Genomic DNA, 21,468 nt, shown 5'->3' on the forward strand with positions numbered 1-21,468 from the left:
TTCCGGCGAACCTTAGTCGTCCTGTTCGGCTGGACTTATCCAAAGGGCGCGCAGGGCGTTCAGGATCACCGCCACATCGATCACCTCCTGGAAGAGAGCACCCTGGATCGGTGTCAGGTAACCTGATGCCGCGGCGGTCATGCCGCCGATCGACAGGCCGATCCCCGCAAGCATGCTCTGTATCGCGATCCCGCGACAGCCTCTGGAAATCTGAATCCCCTGCAGAACGCGGTCGAGCCTTTCCACGAGCAGCACCGCATCCGCGGCTTCAGCGGCTCCGGCCGAGCCATGAGCACCCATGGCGAGGCCAATGTCATCCGCAGCAAGCGCGGGAGCGTCGTTGATGCCATCGCCAATCATCATCACCGGCCCCGCGCGTTTTCTCGGCTTTGACGATGTCGCCTTTCTGCTCGGCGGAGAGTTCCGACCTTACCTCATCGAACGGTAATCCGGAGCTGATCAGACGGGCGACATCGCTACGGTCACCCGTCGCAAGGATCATGCGCGCGATGCCGAGCCTCTTGAAGCTTGCCAGTATCCGGTCGCTTCCATCCCGCAGCTTGTCCGAGAAAAGCAGGACGCCGGCGAATGCTCCATCGACGGCGACGGCCGCCGCAACGGTCCCGGGGCGATCAGCGTGGTTGATCGTGAACCCGAACCTGGAGGCAATGTAGGCGATGCCGCCGATAGCGACCCGGCGTCCGTCAACCTCCCCAGCAATTCCTTCTCCCGGCTTTTCCGAGACATTTGTGGGATGGACGAGCTTGAGGTCGCGGGCCCGTGCAGCCTCGACCAACGCCTTTGCTGCGACGTGGCTTGATGCCTGGTCGAGCGATGCGACAAGGCGCAGCAATTCGTCTTCTGGAAGGGCCGAGTCGATCGCATGAAGGGTGGGTGTCCCTTCCGTTAGCGTGCCAGTTTTATCGATCACGAGGGTGTGGATATTGCCTAGCGCCTCCAGGACACGCGCGCCTTTGACCAGCAAGCCGATCTGCGCGGCACGCGATACGCCTGCTGCCCAGGCAATGGGGACCGCGAGGATGAGCGGACAGGGCGTCGCAACGACGAGGACGGCGACTGCCCGGACCGGGTCGCCGGAAAAAAGCCAGGCCGCGAGCGCGAGGATAACCGTTATGATCAAAAAGAAGACCGCGTATCGATCCGCAAGCCTTGCCATCGGCGCCTTGCTTCGCTGGGCAATCTCGACCAGTCTCACAATTCCGGCATAGGTGCCTTCCGACGCGGGTTTCATCGCCACCATGCTGAAGAGGTCGCCGGCATTGGCTGCTCCGCTCATGATGGCATCCCCCTTTTTTCTGGTGGCGGGCAGGGGCTCGCCCGTCAGTGCCGATTCGTCGAGGGTGGCGACATCCTCATGAACAATCCCATCGACCGGCACGAGGTCTCCCCGTCGCACGACAATGATATCGCCTACTTCGATCGCATCGGCGGGAACCTCTTGCAATTCCCCTCCACGGCGTCGGATTGCCTGATGAGGAGCCCGCGATAGGAGAGTTGTCATTTCTCGGCGAGCGCGACCTTCGGCAAGACTCTCGAGATATTGACCGCCGGAATACATCAAAGCGACGACGCCGGCGGCAAGATATTCACCGATGGCGAGTGCCGAGCCCATCGACAGTAATGCGATGATATTGAGACCGATTTCCCCTTTTCTCAGACGCACAAGGATCTGGGCAATGAGCGCCAGCAGGACCACAAGCGTGGAGACCGTGAGAGAGGTGGCAAAGAGATCGGGAAATCCGCCATGCAACCCACGAAGGCAATGGTTATCCCCAGGGCCGAGGCCCCAAGAAGATAGGGACGCAAAGAGCTTAGCCATTCATCCATGGATCATCCCGAGGCCTCGTCCAATGAGTGGGTTCTTGAAGTTTAAGAGCCTTGCTCTGATCGTTGATCTTCGCCGGAGCGGAGATTCCCAGGCGATAGACCCACCAGTCAAGATTTGCTTTGACGTGGTTGTCGGCTGATGCGATCGGCTTCAAGCTCCTCAGCGGCGTCGAACATCATCTCGTTCATGACAGAGCGCAGATCTTCCTCGGTGATCTCCTGCCCCACGCTTCGAAAATCCGCCAAAACCTTTTGAAGGATATCATCGTCACCGGGAGCGGCGCGCCCAGCGCTCCTAACCTCTTCAAGATAATCAGCAGGATCTTGTCGACCGAGTTTTGTCGCCGCCCACGTGGCGAAGAGCAGGTCCCGGCGTGTCCGCGTTTTGAAAAGCATTTGGAAGTCGAGGATATATCTCTCTTCAAGCGCGCGCCGTCTGGCTTGGTCAGCAGTCATTTTGAACCTCGTGCGTGTCGTTGAGCAACGCCTCTTACAAATATAATCAATACCGACAGTCCTTTGCCTTGCGATCGATCAAACAAGTGCTGTTGCAGATCGCTATCCTTGTACTGAATCTGCGGCGGGAGGTGAAAATGACGGACAAGACGTTGCGAAGCAGGATTCGCCGCTTTTTTCTTGATCACCTACTGCTGTGGATGCTTCTTGCGATGGTCCTGACTGTCCTTGGGATCATTTTCATCGCGCCGCGAGGTAACATCTATAATCACATCGACAGCTCGTTTCACTGGCCGGACGCGGAGAGCCGATAGCGTCAGCTAAGCAGCGCGATCCCGCAGCCCCGTTGACGAGAGTCAATGGCGATCGCGTTTCAGTCCCTGATCATCGCTTTGCTCATGATGAGCGTTAGAAGGAGAAATATCATGGACGATAGTACTCTGCGGCAGAACATCATCGATGAACTCGACTTCGAGCCGAGTATCGATGCGGCCAACATCGGCGTTGCGGTCGATGCAGGGGTCGCGACCCTCACCGGTCATGTCCCGACCTATGCTCAAAAGGCCTCGGTCGAGGCGATTGTGCGGCGAGTGAAGGGCGTGAAAGGCATCGCCGAAGAAATCGAGGTGCGCCCGTTCGGTGCCAACCCGACGGCTGATGACGAAATCGCCAAGCGTGCCATTAACACGATCAACTGGAACACGGTCATTCCGCGTGACGCCGTCACGGTCCAGGTCCAGAAAGGCTGGGTGACACTGAAGGGCAAGGTCGAATGGCAATACCAGAAAGAGGCCGCAGCCGATGCCGTGCGCGCCTTGACCGGCGTGATGGGCGTCAGCAACCAGCTTGATGTCACGCCCAAGGTCTCAATCAACGATGTGAAGAAGCGTATTGAGGACGCCTTGAAGCGGAATGCCGAGGTGGAGGCGCAGAAGATTAAGGTCAACGTCGCCGACGGCCGGGTGACGCTGGAAGGCCATGTCGATGCATGGTCGGAGCGTCAAGCCGCCGAGCGCGCCGCCTGGGCGGCAGCCGGCGTCCGCTCGGTCGTCGACCATATCCGGGTATCTTGAAACGTTGTGCCGCGGGCTGGCGTTGCCGACTCGCGGCACTTTCTTTTGGGGCTCCCATGAAAGCAATGATCCTATACGAAGTTGGAAAGCCCCTCACGCTCGTCGAACGGTCGAATCCTGTTCCGAAACCGAAGGAGTTGCTCATCCGGGTTGAGGCCTGCGCGGTATGCCGGACGGACCTACATGTCATCGACGGAGATCTCAAAAATCCCAAGCTTCCGCTCGTGCTTGGCCACGAGATTGTCGGAATCGTCGAAGCAGTCGGCAAGGGGCAGGCTGCGCCGCGCATCGGCTCCAGGGTCGGAATTCCTTGGCTCGGTCATACCTGCGGTCATTGTGACTATTGCCGTTTACACGCGGAAAATCTGTGCGATGAACCTTTGTTCACTGGCTACACGCGGGATGGCGGCTTTGCCACCCATGTCGTCGCCGACAACGATTATGCGTTTGATCTGCCACTGGATGCCGATCCCGTTTCGCTTGCGCCGCTTCTGTGTGCCGGACTGATCGGCTGGCGCGCGCTGAAAAAAGCAGGATCCGGCAAGCGAATAGGTCTCTATGGCTTCGGTGCGGCTGCCCATATCATCGCCCAGGTCTGTGTATGGCAGGAAAGACAAGTCTATGCGTTCACGCGGCCCGGAGACCGCCGAGCACAAGCTTTTGCGCTGGATCTCGGCGCAACCTGGGCCGGCGGTTCAGACGAGGGCCCGCCGGAAAAACTCGATGCGGCCATCATCTTTGCGCCGGTTGGCGATCTTGTCACCTCCGCGCTCCAGGCGGTGCGCAAGGGCGGAAAGGTCGTTTGTGGAGGCATCCACATGAGTGACATACCGCAGATGCCATATTCGCTGCTTTGGGAAGAAAGGAGTGTTGAATCTGTCGCGAATCTCACCAGGCAGGACGCTGAAGAGTTCTTTCCAATCGCAAACGAAGCAAAGGTGACGACTTATACGACCGTGTATCCGCTCGCCGATGCCAACCAGGCGCTGGCGGATCTGCGCGCGGGGCACTTGAATGGTGCCGCGGTTCTGGTGCCTTAAGAAGGCACCGAATGTCTGGGACCAGAGCCCCAGGTGCTTCCTCCACGAACGTGGGGGTACAGCATGAGTTGCTCCGCCAGTCGATATAAATCGGCTTACAGCCGTCCATTTGCCATGTCTCTTCCATCGATCGATGCTGGAACGGCGACCTCCTCCATTGGATTGCTCGGAAGCGGAAGGTCGACTTGCTGAGGAACGGCGACGTGGCGTTCTTCCGCCTCGCGATCGGCGCTTTTCGTGAGAATGAAGCCGCTAATCTTCGACTTGAGGAAACGGATAAAACTTCTCATGATCTCCACCTGATCTTGGGCGACCGCGGAACGAATTGGTCGCGATCGCGCAAACAGAGACTGCCAAGACCTTGGGGAGGCGACATTGACACGGCTCAAGCCGTTGTTCGTCTCTGGAGCAGGGTGCGGCGAGATGACGTCCGGGTAACGGCAGCCGGTCTTTTCAGCCCGTGTGAACCGGACCCGATGAAATGTCCGATCTGTCTCGTGAGACGGATCGGCGCGCTTTCCCCGGCGGGATTCTTAGAGACCGTATGTCTCATCTCCGACCGGCATAGCTTCGCGAAAACACGCGACGACTTCGCAGGCCTCAGGGTTGGGACCAGCAACGCCGGACAAGAATCGTGCCGAAAGTGAAGAGCGTCCTTACCGACGGCACATGTCAAAGCTGATGATGTGGACCGCCGCCGGTGGTGGCCTCGTAGAAACGTCTCAGTTATCTTCGCTGAGCGCCCGCCTCATCCTCCTTAAAATGACGTTTCGAGCCTTCACATCGGCTGCTTTGACCAGCGAATCCTGCAGGTCGAGAACCAGTGTCTGAAAATCGTTATGCCAGTCCGCACGCCCGACCTGTGAAGCGGAAAGCCGGGGCAGTGTCTTATCGGACGATGCAATGACAGCTTCTCGACTGCCGAGCTCGTATGTGACGTCGATGGCGGGTTGTATTACTGCAACCCCAGGCAGGCTTGCCGAAATGCGCGCTTTCAATCCCGCAATTGCCGGCAGTTCCCCATGCACCAGAAAAATGCCGCGCCGTATCGGCTTGCGCGCCTCAATCCATACCGCGAGCTCGGGTCCATCGGCATGACCGCTATAGACATCGAGCTTGCGAATGCTTGCCCGAACGGCGATCTCGTCACCCTGGATCCGAACGGTCGACGCGCCATCTTCCAAAAAACGGCCCAGCGTTCCATTTGCTTGATAACCAACCAGAAGAACGGTCCCCTCCTGCCGCCACAGCCAGTTCTTCAGCCGATGACGAATGCGACCGGCTTCGCACATGCCGCTTGCCGCGATAACGATGTGGAAGCCCCTGATGTTGTCGACCGCTTTCGATTGTTCAGCACTTTCGGTGAACCGGACATTCTTCGCCTCGATTGCGTGCCGCAGGAGATCGCCGTTCTCGAGCTCTCGCGAATGCTTCTTGAACACCTCCGTCGCCCGTGATGCCAGCGGGGAGTCGATGATGATGGGGCACTGGCTGATCTTTTTCCGATCCATCAACTCGACAAGGTCCGCCAGCAATTCCTGTGTTCGCTCGACGGCAAATGAGGGGATAAGCAGTGCCCCGTCGGGATGACGAGCCGCAAGGCAGACTTCGTCACGCAACATGTTTCGCCGGTTTTCTTCTGAAGGATCGTCACGATCGGTGTCTCCGTAAGTGCTTTCGCATATGACGTAATCCCAACCGGATGGTGCTGTCGGGTCGAACTGGAACAGCTTGTGATGAGGACCAATGTCGCCCGAAAAAAGAACTCGTTGACGGTCTGTGCCTGGACCGATCTCGAGCTCCACGGAGGCTGAGCCGAGGAGATGACCGGCGTTCCAGAATCGGAAACGGACGCTCGGTGAAATTTCGACCCATTGTTCGAAGGGATGCGCTCTCATCTGCACCAGAGTGGCCATGGCGTCGGCGGCGGTGTAAATCGGTTCGACAGACTTTCGGCCGCGACGCTCGTTTCTCCGGTTGAGCTGCTCAACTTCCATTTCCTGAATATGCCCTGAGTCAGGCAGCATCACAGCGCAGAGATCCATCGTTGCCGGAGTGCAGCAGATGGAACCTGCGAAGCCATCCTTGACAAGTTTCGGGAGGAGGCCGCTGTGATCGATATGGGCATGAGTAAGGATGACGGCATCCAGCGAGGACGGCTGGAATGGAAACGGCCGGTAGTTCAGCTCCTTCTCGGTCTTCGAGCCCTGAAACATCCCGCAGTCGACAAGGATGCGGTTGGCGCCAACCTCGAGGAGGAAACATGAGCCGGTAACGGTGCCGGCTGCTCCGTGGAAAGAAATCCTCGGGCTTGGACCTGCGTGTGGCATTTGCGGACCTTTTTGGATTAATGACTGTCGGAACATTCTATAGCCGCGGTTCGGGAAAGCAGAGTTGACAAGAATCAAGGTGAGCGATGGGCAGATCACCTACGTCTCCGTCAATATTGGGAGGAATGGACGATGAGCTTTTCAACAATCCTAACCGCGGTGAGAAGCGACGCTGGTGACGAGGAAATCCAAGCAGCAGCAAGATTAGCGCGATCTGCGGTCGCGCATCTTTCCGTTCTGCTGATCTCAATTGCTGCGCCGCCGCCGGTTGGCGCCCATATGGTGACTGTTTCAACGGCCTGGCGGAAGGAACGGCAAGCCGACCAGGCGAAACTTCGCTTACGTGCTGATGAAGTCGAAAAGCTACTGGCCGACGCGCTGACGCCGCATAACGTCACTGAGTGCTACACAGAGTTGTTCCACGTCGACAACATCGTCGGCCAAGATGCTCGCTATGCCGACCTGATGGTATTGGGGCCAGGAACCCTGCAAGACCCTGCTCTAAGGAATGCTGTCATCGACGGTGCTCTGTTCCACGCAAACCTGCCTGTTTTACTTGTTCCGAACGAGACGATTGCGACGATCGAGCCCGAAAACGTCGTGATCGCGTGGAACGGTTCGCTTGAGGCAATCCAGGCCGTCAAACGAGGTCGATCATTGCTGAAATCGGCACGTGAAGTCACTATCGCCATCGTCGACCCAGATGCAAATAATCAACAATCCGCCCAGGAACTGAGCGCCTATCTTTTGCGATCTCATGTTGATTCCCGGATCGACGTCTTGAGGAGCGACGGTCGCACAACTCATCAGGCTCTGGACGATTGCGCGCATGACGTTGGCGCGGATCTGATCATTATGGGCGCCTACGGTCATTCTCGCTTAAGAGAGCTTATCTTTGGAGGCGTGACTCGATCCATGCTCGGCAATCCCAAACGGCCGATTTTCCTGGCACGATAGCCTGCCTGCGAGGGACAGACGGAAGACGTGCCGCAAAGCCGTTTTGGGGGCAAGCCAGACAGGCATGCCGGGATAGGCGCCCGCCGTCCCGATCGGCGCAAAATCCATAGGCGGTTATCGCGGGTTTCATCTCTTGCAACTTAGATCCGACCTCAACGATCCGGAGTTACGCCGACCTTCGTCCGCTCTCGCCGCTCGGCTTCGGCCACCTTGCGCTTCACCGCTATAAAACTGTCGGGACTGACGGAAATGCTGTCAATGCCGCACTCCACCAGGAAACCGGCAAAGTCGGGATGATCGCTCGGCGCCTGTCCGCAGATGCCGATCTTGGCGCCCACCTTACCGGCCTCGGTGATGACGCTGCGGATCATCCATTTGACGGCCGGATCCTGTTCGTCGAACAGGTCCGCGAGGTCGCCGGCATCGCGGTCGACACCGAGGGTCAACTGCGTCAGGTCGTTGGAACCGATCGAGAAGCCGTCGAACTGCTGTGCAAATTCCTTCGCAAGGATCACGTTCGACGGAATTTCGCACATGACGTAAATTTCCAATCCGTCCACGCCACGCTTCAGGCCGTTCTCCGCCATGACGCTGAGGACCTTTTCAGCTTCGCCGACCGAACGGCAGAACGGGATCATCACCACGACGTTCCGGAACCCGAACTCATTGCGCAGCTTGCGGATGGCGCGGCATTCCAGCGCAAAGCCTTCGCGATAGCGTGGCGAATAATAGCGGGACGCGCCGCGGAAGCCGAGCATCGGGTTCTCCTCCTTCGGCTCGAATTCCGCCCCGCCCAGCAGGCCGGCATATTCGTTGGTCTTGAAGTCGCTCATCCGGATGATGACGGGCTTGGGATGAAACGCTGCCGCGATGCGGGCAAGGCCGCGCGCCAGATTGTCGACGAAATAGTCCGGTTTGTCGTCATAGCCTTGCGTGAGTGCCGCGATTTCCTTTTTGGCGGCCTCGTCCTTGAGATTGTCGTAGCGGACAAGCGCCATCGGATGGATGCGGATGGCATTGCTGATGACGAATTCCATGCGTGCGAGCCCGACGCCGTCGGCCGGCAGGCGCCACCAGCGGAATGCCGCGCCGGGATTTGCGAGGTTCAGCATGATCTGCGTGCGGGTGGCGGGCAGGTCGGCAATGTCGAGCGTCTTTTCTTCGTATTCCGCCATGCCGTCGTAGATGAAGCCCTTGTCACCTTCGGCGCAGGAAACCGTCACCTCCTGGCCGGTATGAAAAATTTCGGTGGCGCTGCCGGTGCCGACGACGGCCGGCAGGCCCAGTTCCCGGCTGACGATCGCGGCATGCGAGGTACGCCCTCCGTGATCGGTGACGATGGCGGCCGCACGCTTCATCACGGGCACCCAGTCCGGATCGGTCGTGGACGTCACCAGCACGGAGCCATCGATGAATTTGTCGATATCCCTGGCCGTCTCGATCAGGCAGACGCGGCCCGAGACGATCGCATCGCCGATCGACAGACCCTGCGCCAGTTTCAGGCCTTTCCGCTTGATCGCATAGCTTTTGAAGGAACCTCCCTGGCGTGTCGACTGCACGGTTTCAGGCCGTGCCTGGACGATAAAAAGCTGGCCGTCTTTTCCATCGCGGGCCCATTCCATGTCCATCGGGCAGCCGTAGTGCTCCTCGATGGCCACGGCCCAGCGGGCGAGCTGCAGGGTCGCCTCGTCTTCGAGAACGAATGCAGCCCGCTCGACCTTCGAGGTGGGCACGTTGATCGTCGGCGCGGCCCCAGAACCGTAGATCATCTTCTTGTCCTTCGCGCCGCAGGTCTTGGCGATGATCGGCCGCAGCGAGGTGTCCTGCAGCAGGGGCTTGAAGACCTGATATTCGTCGGGATCTATGATGCCCTGCACGACATTTTCGCCCAGCCCCCAAGCGGCGTTGATCAGCACGACCTTGTCGAAGCCGGTCTCGGTGTCGATCGAGAACATGACGCCGGAGCCGCCGAGGTCGGAGCGCACCATCTGCTGGACGCCGATCGACAGCGCCACCTTCATATGGTCGAAGCCCTTCGTCTGGCGGTAGGAAATAGCCCGGTCCGTGAATAGCGATGCGTAACAGCGGCGGCAGGCGTCGAGCAGCGCCTTTTCGCCCTTTATATTGAGGAAGGTTTCCTGCTGGCCTGCGAAGCTCGCGTCGGGGAGATCCTCGGCCGTCGCGCTCGATCGAACCGCGACGGCAACATCGTCGCTCCCGGCACGGCGGGACAGTGCGCCATAGGAGGCGACGATGGCATCCGCCGTTTCCTTCGGCCAATCGCCATGCAGGAAGAGCTTCCGGATTGCGGCGCCGGTTTCGGCAAGGCTGGCCTTGCCTTCCTGCCAATCGGCGACGAGCGCTACGATCGACTGTCGCAAGTCATTGGCCTCGAGATAGTTCCAATATGCATCAGCGGTCGTCGCGAAGCCTGCCGGCACGCTGATACCTTTCTGCGACAAGGTCTGGATCATTTCTCCAAGGGAGGAATTCTTGCCTCCCACCTTCGCGACATCGCTGCGGCGCAGCTCCTCGAACCAGATGACAGCTTGCATAGCATTGCTCATCGCATTTTCCTTCGAGATATTGGGATCGGATCTTGGCATATCCGACGATGTCCAAGATTAGCGGGGGAGGCCGCGCGGGCGTTGATCCTCGTCAAGGTGCATTTGCGGATGGCTGTCAATGTGGAGCGAAGTTGACTTCACAGGGAGGCGTGACATGTCGATGTCTTCGGCCCGACATGCAGTTGTCGGTGAAATTGGGTGCCACCATCTGCGTTTTGCCGTCGCTGATGTCGATGAGCTGATGATTGATCATCTCGTTAACTTCAAGACCGAGGATTTTACCTCGGTTCAGCAGGCACTCTTTTCCTATCTGAAGTCCCTGGGGACGCCCCCTAAGATCGTGAGCCTCGCGATCGCAGGTTCGGTTGAGGGGGATCGAGCCCATATTTTCAATTCGCCAAGGACGGTCAAGAAACGGGAGCTTCAATCGGCACTTTCACTCGACCGCGTCGAGGTCGCCACCGATGCCGAAGCCATTGCAAAGGTCACGGAACTGCTGTCCGCTCACGATCTGCACCAGATCGCCGGTGCGATCCAGACCGGGGGTGGCCCGAGAACGGTTGCCATCATCGGGGAGGGGGTTCGGACGGCTGTCGCCATTCCCGCAGGGCAGCAGAACCTTATCCTGTCGACCAGGGCAGGGGACATGTCTTTCGGTGCCGCGAATGATGAGGACCTTTGGTTCCTGGAGCAGGTGCATGAGGATATAGGCGACAGGACTGCAGAAAGCCTCTTGGCGGTGGATGGATTGATGGCGCTTTATAACGTAGCGTCGCGGCAAGCAGGCACAGCGCAATCCAGTTCGACGGTTCTTGATATATTGAGCGCCGCTTCCGTGCATGGCGATCCTGTCGCGATCGTCGCCTTGGAGCGCTATGCTCTTTGGCTCGCACGCTTTGCACGCGATGTAGCGCTCGCGACCGGCGCACGGGGCGGTATTTATCTTGCCGGGGATTTGCCTGCAAAGCTCGTGCAGTTTCTGGATGGCGCTGCTTTCAAGACAATCTTCGAGGCCGCACGAGGTGCATCCCACAGGATGCCCGACGCCCCAGTTTACCTCGTAACGGGCCCGAGTGCTGCGTTGCGGGGGGCTGCAATGGCCATCGCCTGAGAGGACGAGCAGGACGGCCAGCCCTGCACGTCTTGCTCTGCCTACATTCCGATCGGAGCAGGAGCTTGGGGAATGACCGGTTCCGGAATTTCGGTCATGGTGGCCTCCGTCAGCAGAAGCACGCTTGCGACCGAGACGGCATTCTCCAGGGCGACGCGCACGACCTTGGTCGGATCGATGATGCCTTCCTCCAGCAAGTCGACATAGCGGTTGCGCGCTGCGTCAAAACCGATGGCGCCTTCGCTTTCGAGCATCCGGGCTATTACAACTCCGCCATCAACGGCCGAGTTCTCGGCAATCTGGCGCGCCGGCGCTTCGAGCGCCCGCTTGAGGATCTGCACGCCCGTCCGCTCGTCGCCTTCGCAGAGATCTTCCTCCTGTTCCACGACCTTCACGCAACGTAGCAGGGCCAGGCCGCCTCCCGGAACGATGCCTTCCTCCACGGCCGCCTTGGTGGCGCTGATCGCATCGTCGAGGGCGTCCTTTTTTGCTTTCATCTCTGCTTCGGCAGGCGCCCCGACGCGGATGACGGCAACACCACCGGCGAGTTTTGCCAGGCGTTCCTGCAGTTTTTCCCGATCGTAATCACTGGTAGTTTTTTCGATTTCCTTGCGGATCTGGTCGGATCGGCCCTTGATGATCAGCTGGTTCCCGCCGCCACCGATAATTGTCGTCGTCTCCTTGTCGATAAGGACGCGCGCTGCGCTACCGAGTTGGTCGAGGGTGACGCTTTCGAGCTTGAAGCCGAGATCCTGCGAAATCAGCTGGGCGCCAGTCAGCGCTGCAAGATCCTGCAGCATCTCTTTGCGGCGATCGCCGAAGCCCGGTGCCTTCACGGCGCAATTGTGCAGGGCGCCGCGGATCTGGTTGACGATCAGGGTGGCGAGCGCCTCGCCCTCGATATCCTCTGCGATTACGAGGAGAGCCCGTCCGGATTTCGCGATCTCCTCCAGCAGACCGACCAGGTCGCCGAGAGCTGAAATCTTCCGGTCAAAGAGCAGAATTCTTGCATCCTCCAGAACGGCCTCCATCTTCTCGGAGTCCGTTGCGAAATAGGGCGAGATATAGCCCCGGTCGAACTGCATGCCCTCGACGACGTCGAGACGGGTTTCCATCGTCTTCGATTCCTCGACGGTGATGACGCCTTCCTTGCCGACCCTGGCCATGGCTTCGGCAACGAGCGTGCCGATGGTTTCGTCGTTGTGGGCGGAAATCGCTGCGACCTGCTGTTTCTCCTTGTCGGTCGTCACCGGTCGCGAAATCTCGTGGAGAGCCTTGATCGCCCGTGTGAGACCCCGGTCGAGGCCGCGTTTCAGGTCGATCGCATTCGCACCGGCGACGACGTTACGGTGACCGTCTGCCAGCATTGCATGTGCCAGGATGGTCGAGGTGCTCGTGCCGTCACCGACGACTTCGCCGGTCTTCTCCGCCGCGGCGCGCAGCATTCTTGCCCCAAGATTCTCCTCAGGATCCTTGAGGTCGAACTCTTTCGCAATCGTCACGCCGTCATTGCAAATGATCGGCATTCCCCATTTTTTCTCGATGAGAACCGACTTGGATTTCGGGCCAAGGGTGAGGCGAATGGCGTCCGCGAGCTGCGTCGCTCCCCGAAGCACCTTTCCTCGGGCTTCAGTTCTGAAAAGGACTTGCTTGTGCGGCATGATCGGCTCCTGTGGTTTTAAGGGCTACCGGGACACGTGTTGCCAGATATCTCTGTACGCCCGCTATACCGTCAGATTGAACTCACCAGCGGCGCGGGTCTTTGACCACTGTCAACGCCTCTCCGCTCGCGCGATTGACAAAGATCATCGCGCTTCGAAGCCGGCCTGATACGCTTACGCTTATAATCAACCAGGCCTATTGGAGGAATCCTCATGTCGTTCAAAACCATACTTGCCGTCGTCGGTGCCAAAGATGCCGTACCGGACATCAGCAAGGCGATTGAATTGAGTACTGAACTCGATGCTCATCTCTCGATCCTGGCGATTGGAACAGCTCTGCCACCAATCGCATCGGACTATCCCGTTGCGACCGCCTGGATCGAACAGAGGCAAGCTGAGATTAACGCACTGCTCGACGTTCGACAGAACGCGGAGGACATGTGTCGGGTGAACGGAATTTCTTTCGACACCGACTATCTATATGATGATCGCTTCATCCTCGAAAACAATCTGAGCATGCGGGCTCTCTACGCCGATCTCGTCTTGCTTGGGAATGGTGCCCGCCGAGATAGCGACATCAGGAAGGCGGTCATCGCTGGCACCGTCTTCGATGCACATGTCCCGCTTCTATTGGCGCCGGCAAAGTGGAAATCAAGCCTGAGGCCGAAGAATGTCCTTCTCGCTTGGAACTCGCGAGCCGAAGCAGCACGCGCCGCCAAGGAGGCGCTGCATATGCTGATTGAAGCCGATGCAGTGCATGTGGTGATCGTCGATCCCGATAGCTCTTATTTTAAGAATGGTGGAGAGCCGGGTGCTGACATCGCGGCATTCCTCGCCCGGCATGGCGTCAAAGTCGTTGTCGAACAAGTTGCGAGTGGCGAACGGAGCGTCGAAGACGTCCTTCGACAACACGCGCTCGAGATCGGCTGTGACATGATCGTCATGGGCGCTTATGGTCATTCGCGCCTTCGGGAGAGAGTTTTCGGTGGCGTCACAGCCTCGATCCTTGAAGACTGCGAATTTCCGGTGTTTTTTGCACGGTAATCAAGCCCGCGTTTGCGGCGCGGCTTGGATCGACAGGTCACGCAGCGAGTGGCGAACTGACGGCGATCAACATGAAAGGGTCATGTGATGAACGGAACAATTATCCCTTATAACGCGAGAATTCTTGTTGCGGATGCAAGAAAAGCTCTCCTGCTTCGCAATACCGGGACTGCCTTTAATCTGATACTCGAGGTTGAAGAGGTCATTGAGGCGCCAGACAATGCTCCAGCCCGCGAGCAGGGGACGGACAGGCCGGGCCGGGCCGCTATGGGCAGTTATCGCAGCAGCCTCGGCCAGACCGACTTCCATGAACAGGAAGAGGATCGGTTCGTCTCGATGGTCGCCGAAAAGCTGGAGGCCATTTGCAAAGAAAAGGCTATTCACCAGCTCTTCGTCGTCGCTCCGCCAAAGGCGCTTGCCGATTTGCGGCGAGCCATGCCCGAGGCGGTCAAGAGCCGGATCGTGGCGGAATATGACAAGGATCTCGTTAATCTTTCGCTAGGCGATATTCAGAAACATCTCGCGGCCTGATTTCCGGGCCGCGACGACCGCATGACTGCGGCCGGACTATCCGGCCGCAGATTCATGACACTGAGCAACGGCATCTGCGATAAGAGCCGCTACGGGAATAACGGTCAGCCGTTTGTCGCCGCGATGAAGCTCTCCGATATTGACGGTATCGGTAACAAGGATGCCATCGATGAAGGGTGCCGCAAGGCCGACCGCGGCATCCTTCGAAAACAGGCCATGCGTGGCGCAGAGCCAGATTTGAGCGGCGCCGCGTTCCGCGCAGGCCTGTGCGGCACGCGCCATCGTCGTTCCCGAGCTGATGATATCGTCGAGGATGATGACGACCCGTCCTTTCACATCGCCAGCAAAAAGGTCGCCGCTCACCACGCCCTGGCTACGCTGCTTTTCGAGAAATGCCTTGCCGATCGGCTGGTGAAGAGCCTTTTCCAGCACCTCCCGGAACATGTCCGCGCGTTTTGCTCCGCCGAGATCCGGAGAGACGACGCTTACCTTTGCCGACCGGGGTAAGTTGGCAAAAAAGGCTGCGAACGCTTCGTAGGCCGTCACGTGCATGGTGTGGCATCGGAAAGCATTCTGGAAGGCCGCCAGATTATGTGTCTCCATCGTGATCAGGCAATCCGTTCCAACTGTTTCGAAAAACCTGGCGACGTAGGCGGAGTTGAGAGGGTCCTGTTCCTTCGTCTGCCGGTCCTTGCGCATATAGGCCAGATAGGGGACGACAGCAGTCACGCGTGCCGCGCCGTTCGTCTTCAGGGTTGCGATGAAGAAGAGGAGCTTGCAGAGCCGGTCGTGCACGCTCAGGCTCCCGGATCGTTCGAGACCAGAAACGACATAGACTTCTCGCCCACGAACATGCGCCAGCGGCCGGGTCTTTTCTTCGCCGTCCTCGAAGACGCGCTCCTCGATCGGGCTCAACGAGAGACCGAGTTCCGCCGCCACACGCTCGCCGAGGTGCTTGCTGCTTTCGAAGGCAAACAGAAGGGGGGTCGGCTGTATCCAGTGGGGGACGGTTTTCGTCGCGGCCGATGCGACTTGCCGCGAGCTGACGCAGGACAAGAAGGCGTCGATATTCTTTCCATTGCTGGAAAGCGGAGCGACAAGGAGTTCCACATAGACGGATTTGCCCTCCGCCGATTTTGTGCCGAACAACGCCAGGATGGGTTCCCCGGTTTCTCCGACCAGGTCGAACAACCGGCGCAGACGCACGGCACCCCGGCGGTTCCTTGCCGTTTCCAGATGGTCACCCGTCGAAACCTCGCCGATCAGGACTTCCGCAGAGTTCGCTCCGGAGGTGAGCAGATAACGCCGCGGGGCCGACGGATCTCGTTGGAAGATGAAGCCCTGATCTGCGGCTGAGGAACCCGGGAATATCAGCGCCTTGGGAGACGGTGCGATCAATTGCTGGCGCCGGTCCAGCCATTCCTGGAGCACCGCCGATAGGCGTTCATCCACAGGGCTCGGCGCACTGTCGAGGCGTTGGAACAGGCGGGTTAGGGTTTTGTTGAGTTTCGCCATCATGGTCATGGAATGCTCCTTCTCGTCCGGAGCAGGGTAATCTGCCTGGAAGCGGCCGCGATGACCAAGGTCAAGTGACGTGTGCCCAGAGGCATTGAGGAACGTCAAGGCGCGCAGTGGCGCACAGATTAACATATCACATCATCGATCATGGAAGGGAACCAGATGCTTTCTTTGGATGAAAAGGTCGGCTTCCTGAGCAGCTCGGAGGCGTATCCGGGAGGGCGCCTTCCGGTGACGGCGCTGGAGACCCATATGTCTTGGGTCTTCTTGCGGGGGGATCGTGTCTACAAACTGAAGAAGCCGGTGGTCCGTCCCTTCATCGATTTTTCAACCCTTGCCGCACGCGAATTCAACTGTCATGAGGAGCTGCGCCTCAATCGGCGCCTGGCGCCGGATACCTATCTTCGGGTTGTCCCGTTGGTCAGCCAGAAGGATGGCAGACTTGCACTCGACGGCCAGGGAACGGTCGTGGAATGGCTGCTGGAAATGCGGCGCCTGCCGGAACAATTCATGCTGGACCGGCTTATCGAGGCTGGTGCCGTTACCGACGATCATCTGGACAAGTTGGTTGACCGCCTAGCAGCTTTCTATCGTGTCGCAGAACGTCCGGCGATCGATCCGCTTGAGCATTTCCGGATGCTGGAATGCGAGAACGAGGTCAACAGGCAGATATTGAGGCACGCGGAATTCGATGTCGATCACCAGGCGATCCGGCACCTTCTGAACGATCTCGACTGCGCTCTTCATCGCTTTCGCGAGGAGATCACGCAGCGGATCCAGGAGGGGCGTTATGTCGAGGGACATGGCGACCTGCGGCCGGAACATATCTGCTTCTCCCAGCCTATCGCGATCTTCGACTGCCTTGAATTCGACCGCCGGCTTCGCATGATCGACCCCTTCGATGAGATTGCGTTCCTGGGAATGGAGTGCGCCTTCCTGGGAGCGCCGGCTATAGCCGAGACAGTCTTGCAGCTTCTGCAGCAAGCGCTTACGGACCATGTGTCGAGCGGATTGCGGTCTTTCTACACGGCCTTCCGTGCCACGTTGCGGGCACGCATGTGTTATTCACATCTGCTGGACGGTTCAGCGGTTTTGCCCGCGCTTTGGGAGGACAGGACGAGCAGGTATATATCCTTGGCCCGTGTCGCGCTGCATCGTTGCGGGAGCCCGTAACGTACGCTCGTCAGGTCGTTTCTTGAATGGGCTGTTGTTCGAGAGATGGCATATAGCGCGATGAAAACCCGATTCCGCGGGAGATTCACACCGTTGTGTGTCCCCCCAAATTTTAATTGCATCAAAGAGACGTTCGCCGACGGGAAAGGAGGAGTATTTTCTTGCCGCATCAAATAATCAACTTCGCCTCTGATGCTGCGAGAACGAAGCTCGCGCGAGCAGCATCGTTACCTATTTGCCGGCGTATAGCTGCTGAACAGATGTCCCTCGCTGTTTGATACTGAAGGCCGCTCTTACAAGGCCACTTGTTGGTCAGGAATCGAAGCGCTTCCGCTGAAGTCTGGATCTTTTCCGGCGCGCGGCGGCCAATCTGCACGGTCACCGGCTCCATCCATTTCCCATGGTTGTCCGCGCTTGACCGCATCATTCTACCTGCTCAGTCGATCGACTGGCGCGTAACCAGCTCGATACCTGACCCAGAGGCGCGCAGCCGCGCGAGGCTTGGCTATAACAGAAGCTCAGGGTGACACGTTGCGCAGGCAATGCTTGTGGCCAACGTCGTCTCACAAGACATCCTTGCCCGCTATTCCGACAAACTCGGTTCTGAGGCCTTGATCGTGTGCTGCTTTCACAAAAATGTTGGCGCTCACTATGTCGACGACGATTGCATCGCCCACACATTGCCTCAACGGTGTGCATAATTCTTCGCGAATCCAGGCGCGGGCGGGATCCGATAAAGCGACGATTTGCCACTCGTCTTGCGTAATTCGCACAAGCCGAAAATCACAGTCCTGATGTTGCGGGAGGGCACATCCGGCACCGGCAAGCAACGCTTCATCTGTTCGCGTGGGGCTGGCGTTCATGGTTGATGCCTTTTCTCAAACCAGGCCCGTCCGACCGTCGCCTTCAGGGAGGCCTTGACCTGCCGTTCAACGTCATCCTGCAACCGCGCGTGGATCAGAACGCAGGGGACCGACTTTTTGCTGGCCTAAGTCGGATGTCTGTCGCTGCAGCCTTATCTTCCTTCTGTCGGCCGCATTATCAGCGGTCCCGGCAGACATGGACGGTGCGCATCAACATGGTGCGCACCGTTGGTTCAGAATGCGATCGTTTCACGCGGCCTTGATTTCGACTCTGCGTTCGTTCTTCTTTGCCTCGGCGCTCTTCGGGAGCTTGACCTTCAGGATGCCCTTCTCGAAGGTGGCTTCCACCTTGTCGGCGTCGACGCCCTCGGGAAGCTGGAAGCTGCGCTGGAAGGAGCCGTAGCGTCGCTCGGACACATGATATTCCTTCTGCTTGTCTTCCTTTTCTTCCTGCTTTTCTCCGCGGATCGTCAGGGCGCCGTTGGAAAGCTTGACTTCGAGGTTCTTCGCATCGATGCCGGGAATTTCCGCCGTCACTTCAAAGGCCGCGTCCTTTTCGACGACATCCACTGCCGGCGCCAGCGACCATCCGTTCAGCGGTGGGACCACCCTGCCGAACAAGGCCCGGTCGAGCGACGACCGCCAGGAGGAGGGGGTGAAGTCGTCGAACAGGCGATCGATCTCGGTACGAAGTGCTTCGAAGGGTGACCATGGGGTCCCCGCTGGCTGTACCGGCTTTTCTTCTTTCTTGACGGGCAGTTTGGTTGTTACTTCAGCCATGATTTTCTCCTGTTTCTGAAGAGGATACTGCATCAAAGCGTCGCAAGGGACCTAGTGCAGTCCACTGATTGCTCATATCGAGCGTTTTCATTAAAAATCCGATGCTGCATCGTCGCATTGACGCGCATCAAGGGCCGCATCGTAGCCTTCTCCAACACCCAACATTCCGATGCAAAAGCCGCCCGCAAGAAGGCGGTATGGCCGATACACGGACCCGACAATTCCCCGCACGACAAGGCATTCCGGGAAACGGCAGTTGTGCAGGCGCGATCGATGTGATGTGCTGCGGGGGGACTTATTGCTCACCTTTGATGCCGGGAAGCGGTGCGCAGGTCATGATCCTTGCATCCGCGGCGGCGTCGATGAAAGCCAGGCGCGCGGTGGCGTTGGATATCTGGCCCAGCACGGCGGCCGCACAAATCTCTCTTGCGAATTCGTGTTTCGTTCGGGATCCGACCCAGTCGTTCGCCAGGAAAGCCAGTGCCTCTTCCGGGCCGCGGATGATTTGAGGCGAGCGCATATCGATCTGCACATAAACCGGTTCGATCCACTCTTTAGTAATATCTGTTGCCGGGATCATTGCCGTGCTCCTTCAAGCGATTTGGTTTTGGGGATAGAGGCCCGCGCGAGAGCGGGCGCCGTCGGCTTTTGCAGCGGCGCGAAGTCCGCAGGGGTAATCGTTTCGCGTTCGAGCAGCATGTCTGCACCTTTGCACAGATCGTCGCGGTGGGAGCTGAGGATGCCTTTGGCGGTCCTGTAGGCCTCATCGATCATGGTCCGGATAGCGATGTCGACCTCGCGGGCCGTTGCTTCCGCATAATCCCTCGGGTGCAAGCCCGGTTGCTGGTCGTTCAGCCATTGCATGCGTTGCGGTTCCAGTATGGCCTGACCAATCGACGGATCCATGCCGAAACGCGTGACCGTCTCCCTGGCGATATCGGTTGCCTTGGCGAGATCGTCGGCCGCTCCGGTGGAAATTTCCCCGAAGACCACATCTTCGGCCGCGCGTCCCGCCATCAGCGCGACCATTCTTTCCTTCAGTTCTCCCGTCGTGATCAGGAACCGGTCTTCGGTCGGCCGCTGGAGCGTATAGCCGAGCGCTCCGATCGACCGTGGAATGATCGAGACCTTCTGGACAGGATCCGTCGTGGCCAGATTGGCGGCGGCGAGCGCGTGGCCCATTTCGTGATAGGCGACGCGCTCGCGCTCGGCCGGGTTCAGGAGCCGGCTGCGGCGTTCCGAACCGGCAATGATTCGCTCAACGGCGGCGACGAAATCCTCGGTGACGACGTTCTCGCCGCCGCGCCTCGTGGCGAGGATCGCAGCCTCATTGACGAGATTGGCAAGGTCCGCTCCGGTGAAACCGGGCGTGAGGCCTGCGATGTCGCCGAGCTTCACGTCCTTCGAAAGAGTGACCTTGCGGGTATGGATCCCCAGAATGTCTTCGCGTCCCTTCCGGTCGGGCCGGTCGATGACGACCTGGCGGTCGAAGCGGCCTGCGCGAAGCAGGGCGGCATCGAGGACTTCAGGCCGGTTGGTGGCCGCAAGCAGAACGATACCGACACGCGGGTCGAAACCGTCCAGCTCGGCAAGCAGCTGGTTGAGCGTCTGTTCCTTCTCGTCGTTGCCGCCGTAGCCGCCAATCGCGGACCGGGCGCGCCCGAGCGCATCGAGCTCATCGATGAAGATGATGCAGGGTGCGGCCTGGCGGGCCTGTTCGAACAGATCGCGTACCCGGGCAGCGCCGACGCCCACGAACATTTCTACGAATTCCGAGCCGGAAATGGAGAAGAAGGGCACGTTGGCCTCGCCGGCAATGGCGCGGGCGAGCAATGTCTTGCCCGTTCCCGGCGGGCCGACGAGCAGGATGCCTTTGGGGATACGGGCGCCGAGGCGACCGTACTTGTCGGTTTCCTTCAGGAAGGAGACGATTTCCTGCAGTTCCGCCTTTGCCTCGTCCGCCCCGGCGACGTCGTCGAAGGTGACGCCGGTCTTCCGTTCGAGATAGACCTTGGCCTTCGACTTGCCGATATTGATCAGCCCTCCCATGCTCTGGCCGCCGGCGATGCCGCGGAACATCAGCGCCCAGATTCCGACGAAGAAGGCGGCAGGAAGGATCCAGGAAAGAACGGTGGTCAGGATGTTGCTGTCCGTACCGCCGGAGACTTTCACGCCGGCCTTCTGGAAAAGCTCGGCGGTCGCAGGATCGACGCGCGCGGCGATGAAGGTCGTCTTGCCGTCCTGCGGCGCCTTGAACTGGCCCTCGATCATGGTTTCCGTCAGCGTGACGGACTGGATCTTGCCGTCAGAAACCATCTGCATCACGTCGGTATAGCTGAGCTGTGCGATGTCGCGATAACCAAGCCATGCTTGAAGGGCGAAGAAGAGCGTCAGCGCTATGATAATATAGCCGATATTGAAGGTTTTGCTATTCACGGCGGCCTCCGGTCATCGAGTAGACCGCAATTTCTCATGGGTACACCACCCGTGCTTTGATAAATCGCAACAAAGGGGGT

21 protein-coding genes are annotated in these 21,468 nt (G+C 58.9%); 8 read left to right on the top strand and 13 right to left on the bottom strand.

Annotated elements, in window-relative coordinates; translation table 11 throughout:
* Positions 1-12: 12 nt before the first annotated feature.
* From J2857_RS31095 to J2857_RS25805, 3 genes are all read right to left on the bottom strand, one after another.
* Positions 13-363 (bottom strand): hypothetical protein, encoded by a 351-nt coding sequence (locus J2857_RS31095; protein WP_245363830.1) that lies wholly within the window; start codon positions 361-363, stop codon positions 13-15.
* The gene (locus tag J2857_RS25800; protein ID WP_245363832.1) at positions 314-1,840 is read right to left on the bottom strand and encodes a heavy metal translocating P-type ATPase; all 1,527 of its coding nucleotides are present in this window, start codon (positions 1,838-1,840) and stop codon (positions 314-316) included. The genes J2857_RS31095 and J2857_RS25800 overlap by 50 nt, the downstream gene beginning before the upstream one ends.
* 116 nt (positions 1,841-1,956) lie before the next feature.
* The gene (locus J2857_RS25805) at positions 1,957-2,304 is read right to left on the bottom strand and encodes an ATPase inhibitor subunit zeta (RefSeq protein WP_210012915.1); all 348 of its coding nucleotides are present in this window, start codon (positions 2,302-2,304) and stop codon (positions 1,957-1,959) included.
* A 137-nt stretch (positions 2,305-2,441) separates the two neighbouring features.
* On the opposite strand from J2857_RS25805, the gene J2857_RS25810 reads away from it, so the two are divergent.
* The 3 genes from J2857_RS25810 (at position 2,442) to J2857_RS25820 (ending at position 4,417) form a co-directional block, all read left to right on the top strand.
* Positions 2,442-2,618: a hypothetical protein gene (locus tag J2857_RS25810; RefSeq protein WP_210012916.1), complete on the top strand. Its 177-nt coding sequence runs from the start codon at positions 2,442-2,444 to the stop codon at positions 2,616-2,618.
* 111 nt (positions 2,619-2,729) lie between these two features.
* Complete coding sequence (locus J2857_RS25815) at positions 2,730-3,377, top strand: BON domain-containing protein (RefSeq protein ID WP_210013054.1); 648 nt, start codon at positions 2,730-2,732, stop codon at positions 3,375-3,377.
* A gap of 56 nt (positions 3,378-3,433) precedes the next feature.
* Complete coding sequence (locus J2857_RS25820) at positions 3,434-4,417, top strand: zinc-dependent alcohol dehydrogenase family protein (protein WP_210012917.1); 984 nt, start codon at positions 3,434-3,436, stop codon at positions 4,415-4,417.
* A 95-nt stretch (positions 4,418-4,512) separates the two neighbouring features.
* Here the strand turns inward: J2857_RS25820 and J2857_RS25825 are convergent, their stop codons facing one another.
* Both J2857_RS25825 and J2857_RS25830 read right to left on the bottom strand, forming a co-directional pair.
* The gene (locus J2857_RS25825; RefSeq protein WP_210012918.1) at positions 4,513-4,707 is read right to left on the bottom strand and encodes a hypothetical protein; all 195 of its coding nucleotides are present in this window, start codon (positions 4,705-4,707) and stop codon (positions 4,513-4,515) included.
* A 432-nt stretch (positions 4,708-5,139) separates the two neighbouring features.
* Positions 5,140-6,747, bottom strand: a complete 1,608-nt coding sequence (locus J2857_RS25830; RefSeq protein WP_210013055.1) for an MBL fold metallo-hydrolase — start codon at positions 6,745-6,747, stop codon at positions 5,140-5,142.
* A 132-nt stretch (positions 6,748-6,879) separates the two neighbouring features.
* On the opposite strand from J2857_RS25830, the gene J2857_RS25835 reads away from it, so the two are divergent.
* Positions 6,880-7,704, top strand: coding sequence for a universal stress protein (locus tag J2857_RS25835; RefSeq protein WP_210012919.1), 825 nt, complete (start codon positions 6,880-6,882; stop codon positions 7,702-7,704).
* A gap of 152 nt (positions 7,705-7,856) precedes the next feature.
* On the opposite strand, the gene ppsA is transcribed toward J2857_RS25835, so the two are convergent.
* Positions 7,857-10,271, bottom strand: coding sequence for a phosphoenolpyruvate synthase (gene ppsA / locus J2857_RS25840; RefSeq protein WP_210012920.1), 2,415 nt, complete (start codon positions 10,269-10,271; stop codon positions 7,857-7,859).
* A gap of 154 nt (positions 10,272-10,425) precedes the next feature.
* Here ppsA and J2857_RS25845 point away from each other — a divergent pair, with 154 nt between their 5' ends.
* The gene (locus tag J2857_RS25845) at positions 10,426-11,382 is read left to right on the top strand and encodes a glucokinase (protein WP_210012921.1); all 957 of its coding nucleotides are present in this window, start codon (positions 10,426-10,428) and stop codon (positions 11,380-11,382) included.
* 41 nt (positions 11,383-11,423) lie between these two features.
* Here J2857_RS25845 and groL read toward each other — a convergent pair whose 3' ends face one another.
* Positions 11,424-13,043 carry a chaperonin GroEL gene (groL, locus tag J2857_RS25850; RefSeq protein ID WP_210012922.1) on the bottom strand — a complete coding sequence of 540 codons (1,620 nt, stop codon included), beginning with the start codon at positions 13,041-13,043 and terminating at the stop codon, positions 11,424-11,426.
* Positions 13,044-13,256: 213 nt separating this feature from the next.
* On the opposite strand from groL, the gene J2857_RS25855 reads away from it, so the two are divergent.
* Entirely contained in the window at positions 13,257-14,087 is an 831-nt protein-coding gene (locus J2857_RS25855; protein WP_245363834.1) for a universal stress protein, read from the top strand.
* An 87-nt stretch (positions 14,088-14,174) separates the two neighbouring features.
* Positions 14,175-14,618 (top strand): host attachment protein, encoded by a 444-nt coding sequence (locus J2857_RS25860; protein ID WP_210012923.1) that lies wholly within the window; start codon positions 14,175-14,177, stop codon positions 14,616-14,618.
* A 36-nt stretch (positions 14,619-14,654) separates the two neighbouring features.
* Here J2857_RS25860 and J2857_RS25865 read toward each other — a convergent pair whose 3' ends face one another.
* Positions 14,655-16,142 carry a ribose-phosphate diphosphokinase gene (locus tag J2857_RS25865; protein ID WP_245363836.1) on the bottom strand — a complete coding sequence of 496 codons (1,488 nt, stop codon included), beginning with the start codon at positions 16,140-16,142 and terminating at the stop codon, positions 14,655-14,657.
* 246 nt (positions 16,143-16,388) lie between these two features.
* Between J2857_RS25865 and J2857_RS25870 the strand changes: the two genes are divergently transcribed.
* Positions 16,389-17,309, top strand: coding sequence for a hypothetical protein (locus tag J2857_RS25870; protein WP_245363838.1), 921 nt, complete (start codon positions 16,389-16,391; stop codon positions 17,307-17,309).
* A gap of 169 nt (positions 17,310-17,478) precedes the next feature.
* Here J2857_RS25870 and J2857_RS31555 read toward each other — a convergent pair whose 3' ends face one another.
* The 5 genes from J2857_RS31555 to ftsH all read right to left on the bottom strand — a co-directional run bounded on the left by J2857_RS31555 (position 17,479) and on the right by ftsH (position 21,388).
* Entirely contained in the window at positions 17,479-17,736 is a 258-nt protein-coding gene (locus J2857_RS31555; protein WP_432420184.1) for a DUF982 domain-containing protein, read from the bottom strand.
* A gap of 136 nt (positions 17,737-17,872) precedes the next feature.
* On the bottom strand, positions 17,873-18,172 hold the full coding sequence (locus J2857_RS25880; RefSeq protein WP_210012925.1) for a hypothetical protein: 300 nt from the start codon (positions 18,170-18,172) through the stop codon (positions 17,873-17,875).
* A gap of 249 nt (positions 18,173-18,421) precedes the next feature.
* Positions 18,422-18,952, bottom strand: coding sequence for an Hsp20/alpha crystallin family protein (locus tag J2857_RS25885; RefSeq protein WP_210012926.1), 531 nt, complete (start codon positions 18,950-18,952; stop codon positions 18,422-18,424).
* 295 nt (positions 18,953-19,247) lie between these two features.
* Positions 19,248-19,532: a DUF982 domain-containing protein gene (locus J2857_RS25890; RefSeq protein ID WP_210012927.1), complete on the bottom strand. Its 285-nt coding sequence runs from the start codon at positions 19,530-19,532 to the stop codon at positions 19,248-19,250.
* Positions 19,529-21,388 (bottom strand): ATP-dependent zinc metalloprotease FtsH, encoded by a 1,860-nt coding sequence (gene ftsH, locus J2857_RS25895; RefSeq protein ID WP_210012928.1) that lies wholly within the window; start codon positions 21,386-21,388, stop codon positions 19,529-19,531. The genes J2857_RS25890 and ftsH overlap by 4 nt, the downstream gene beginning before the upstream one ends.
* Positions 21,389-21,468 lie beyond the last annotated feature (80 nt).

It is taken from the genome of Neorhizobium galegae (genome assembly GCF_017877055.1).
Lineage (GTDB): Bacteria > Pseudomonadota > Alphaproteobacteria > Rhizobiales > Rhizobiaceae > Neorhizobium > Neorhizobium galegae_D.